We start from the raw sequence: 4,141 nt of genomic DNA, 5'->3' as shown, positions 1-4,141 counted from the left end.
CTCCCCCGCCGCGACACGGTCGAGCGCGTGCTCGACGGTCTCGGCATCGGATCGCGAGAGGTTCCCCTCCCGGACCGCGACGGGGAGGAACGGACGGACACGCTGCTCGGCGTAGAAGACGCCCCACGACTCCTCGGGGCTGCAGGGCATCCGCCGTCGGCCGATGTACGCGGGGCCGTCCCAGCCGTCCGGGGCGGCACCGAACGCCGCTGCTCCCGCGTCGTGCGTCCGGGTCAGGGACCGGCCGAAGGCTCGGGCAGCGACCGGATCGGGACGGACGGCCTCGAGCTCCTCGAGCTCGACGCGGCCCGAGCCGACGGAGAGGACCTCGACGCAGGGCGCACCGCCGGACGCCTCCGCCTCCCGCAACCACTCCAGGCCCGCCGCCTCCCACTCGAAGAACCGCGGGGCCGCAGACGGATCGCTCTTGACGAAGGACATGGCGACCACGGTAGCCCGCGCTCCGTGACCCCGCCCGGACAGACGGAAGGGGCCGTCCGCACGAAGCGGACGACCCCTCTCGAGAGATCGAGCAGGCGAACCTACTTGACGATCTTGGTGACCGTTCCGGCACCCACGGTGCGTCCACCCTCACGGATGGCGAAGCCGAGGCCCTCCTCCATGGCGATCGGCTGGATCAGCGCGACCGTCATGTCGGTGGTGTCGCCAGGCATGACCATCTCGGTGCCCTCGGGCAGCGTGATGACGCCGGTGACGTCGGTGGTGCGGAAGTAGAACTGCGGGCGGTAGTTCGCGTAGAACGGGTTGTGACGCCCACCCTCATCCTTGGACAGGATGTACGCGGTGCCCTCGAAGTCGGTGTGCGGCGTGACCGAACCCGGCTTGACGACGACCTGGCCGCGCTCGACGTCCTCGCGCTTGGTGCCGCGGAGGAGCAGACCGCAGTTCTCGCCGGCCCAGGCCTCGTCGAGCTGCTTGTGGAACATCTCGATACCGGTGACCGTGGTCTTCTGCGTCGGGCGGATGCCGACGATCTCGACCTCGGAGTTCAGAGCGAGGGTTCCACGCTCTGCACGGCCGGTGACGACGGTTCCACGACCGGTGATCGTGAAGACGTCCTCGATCGGCATGAGGAACGGCTTGTCCTTGTCGCGGATCGGGTCCGGGATGGACTCGTCGACGGCGTCCATCAGGTCGATGATCGACTGGGTCCAGGCCTCGTCGCCCTCGAGGGCCTTGAGACCGGAGACGCGCACGACGGGGGCGTCGTCGCCGGGGAAGCCCTGCGACGAGAGCAGCTCGCGGACCTCGAGCTCGACGAGCTCCAGGATCTCCTCGTCGTCCACCATGTCGGCCTTGTTCAGGGCGACGAGGAGGTAGGGGACGCCGACCTGCTTGGCGAGGAGGACGTGCTCACGGGTCTGAGCCATGGGGCCGTCGGTGGCGGCGACCACGAGGATCGCGCCGTCCATCTGCGCCGCGCCGGTGATCATGTTCTTGATGTAGTCGGCGTGACCCGGGGCGTCGACGTGCGCGTAGTGGCGCTTCGGCGTCTCGTACTCGACGTGCGAGATGTTGATCGTGATGCCGCGCTGGCGCTCCTCGGGAGCGGAGTCGATCGACGCGAAGTCGCGCTGAACGTTGGTCGCGGACGGGAACTTGTCAGCGAGAACCTTGGAGATCGCCGCGGTCAGCGTGGTCTTTCCGTGGTCGACGTGACCGATGGTTCCGATGTTGACGTGCGGCTTGGTCCGCTCGAACTTGGCCTTAGCCACTGTGGGTCCTCCTCAGGACTTAGGTGCAAGCATCCGCATCCGACGCCGCACGGGGCGGCACGAGGACATGAGGGCTTGCGGGGGTTTTGTGTACTTATGTTACCGGCAGAGGTCGTGCGGGTTTCCACGCGCGTAAGCGGCAGCAAACCCGCACGACACTACCAGTCCCCCGCCGTCCGGTCGAACGGCGGGGGGGGGGGGCGGAGTTACTCGCCCTTGTTCTTCTGGACGATCTCCTCGGCGACGGCCTTGGGGACCTCGCTGTAGGTCTCGAACGTCATCGAGTAGACGGCGCGGCCCGAGGTCTTCGAGCGCAGGTCGCCGATGTAGCCGAACATCTCGGACAGCGGCACGTTGGCGCGGATGACCTTGATGCCGGTGGCGTCCTCCATCGACTGGATCATCCCGCGACGCGAGTTGAGGTCGCCGATGACGTCGCCCATGTACTCCTCGGGAGTGCGGACCTCGACGGCCATGAGCGGCTCGAGGAGGACCGGCTGCGCCTTGCGCGAGGCCTCCTTGAACGCGATCGAGCCGGCGATCTTGAACGCCATCTCGGAGGAGTCGACGTCGTGAGCGGCACCGTCGACCAGGGTCGCCTTGACGCCCACCATCGGGTAGCCGGCGAGCACGCCGACCTGCATGGCGTCGCGGATGCCCGCGTCGACCGAGGGGATGTACTCGCGGGGGACGCGTCCGCCCGAGACGCCGTTGACGAACTCGTAGGTCTTGTCGGCCTCGACCTCCATCGGCTCGATGGTGATCTGGACCTTCGCGAACTGACCCGATCCACCCGTCTGCTTCTTGTGGGTGTAGTCGTACTTCTCGACGGTGCGGCGGATCGTCTCGCGGTAGGCCACCTGCGGCTTGCCGACGTTGGCCTCGACGTTGAACTCGCGCTTCATGCGGTCCACCAGGATGTCGAGGTGCAGCTCGCCCATTCCCTTGATGACCGTCTGACCGGTCTCCTGGTTCTGCTCGGTGCGGAAGGTGGGGTCCTCCTCCGCGAGCTTCTGGATCGCGGTGCCGAGCTTCTCCTGGTCGGCCTTCGTCTTGGGCTCGATGGCGACCTCGATGACGGGCTCCGGGAAGGTCATCGACTCGAGGACGACCTGCGCCTGCGGGTCGCTGAGGGTGTCACCGGTGGTGGTGTCCTTCAGGCCGATGACCGCGTAGATGTGGCCGGCGGTGACCGAGTCGACCGGGTTCTCCTTGTTGGAGTGCATCTGGAAGATCTTGCCGATGCGCTCCTTCTTGCCCTTGGTCGAGTTGATGACCTGGGCGCCGGAGTCGAGCTTGCCCGAGTAGACGCGGACGTAGGTCAGGCGACCGAAGAACGGGTGCACGGCGACCTTGAACGCGAGCGCCGAGAAGGGCTCGGTCGAGTCGGCGTGGCGCATGATGACCTTCTCCTCATCGCGGACGTCGTGCGCCTCGATGGCGGGGACGTCGAGCGGGGAGGGGAGGTAGTCGACGACCGCGTCGAGCATGGGCTGGACGCCGCGGTTCTTGAACGCGGAGCCGCAGAGCACGGGGTAGATCTCGGAGTTGACGGTCAGCTTGCGGATCGCGGCCTTGACCTCGGCCACGGTCAGCTCCTCGCCGCCGAAGTACTTCTCGAGCAGTTCGTCCGAGGTCTCGGCGACGGTCTCGAGCAGCTTCTGGCGGTACTCGGCGGCCTTGTCGGCGAGGTCGGCCGGGATCTCCTCGATCTCGTACTTCGCACCCAGCTGGACGTCACCCTTGGAGTCGCCGCGCCACGTGAGCGCGCGCATCTCGACCAGGTCGATGACGCCCTCGAAGGACGACTCGGCGCCGATCGGGAGCTGGATGACCAGCGGCTTCGCGCCGAGGCGGTTCACGATGGTGTCGACCGTGTAGTAGAAGTCGGCGCCGAGCTTGTCCATCTTGTTGACGAAGCAGATGCGCGGGACGTCGTACTTGTCGGCCTGGCGCCAGACGGTCTCGGACTGGGGCTCGACGCCCTCCTTGCCGTCGAAGACGGCGACGGCGCCGTCGAGGACGCGCAGCGAGCGCTCCACCTCGACGGTGAAGTCGACGTGACCCGGGGTGTCGATGATGTTGATCTGGTTCTTGTTCCAGAAGCAGGTCGTCGCGGCGGACGTGATGGTGATGCCGCGCTCCTGCTCCTGCGCCATCCAGTCCATCGTGGCGGCGCCGTCGTGGACCTCACCGATCTTGTGCGTGATACCCGTGTAGAACAGGATGCGCTCGGTGGTGGTGGTCTTGCCGGCATCGATGTGGGCCATGATGCCGATGTTGCGGACCTTGTTCAGGTCGGTGAGCACATCTTGTGCCACGGAGTTCCTCCGATGAGTGATGGAGCCAGCGCAACGGGCTCATGGCCGATCGGCTGGGGTTCAGGTGGGACGATCGCCCGACCG

3 protein-coding genes are annotated in these 4,141 nt (G+C 66.9%); all 3 read right to left on the bottom strand.

The window, feature by feature from the left end:
* The coding region (locus ASF46_RS19675; RefSeq protein ID WP_235576847.1) for a fructosamine kinase family protein at nucleotides 1–441 on the bottom strand (441 nt) is incomplete at its 3' end.
* Between the two features lie 101 nt (nucleotides 442–542).
* Nucleotides 543–1,736: an elongation factor Tu gene (gene tuf / locus ASF46_RS03940; protein WP_055787051.1), complete on the bottom strand. Its 1,194-nt coding sequence runs from the start codon at nucleotides 1,734–1,736 to the stop codon at nucleotides 543–545.
* Between the two features lie 206 nt (nucleotides 1,737–1,942).
* Nucleotides 1,943–4,057, bottom strand: a complete 2,115-nt coding sequence (gene fusA, locus ASF46_RS03935; protein ID WP_055787046.1) for an elongation factor G — start codon at nucleotides 4,055–4,057, stop codon at nucleotides 1,943–1,945.
* Nucleotides 4,058–4,141 lie beyond the last annotated feature (84 nt).

Origin of the sequence: Rathayibacter sp. Leaf296 (assembly GCF_001423045.1) — a bacterium.
GTDB lineage: Bacteria > Actinomycetota > Actinomycetes > Actinomycetales > Microbacteriaceae > Rathayibacter > Rathayibacter caricis.
Note: the sequence above shows the minus strand (reverse complement) of the source record. Positions and strands in the feature narration are given on the sequence as shown.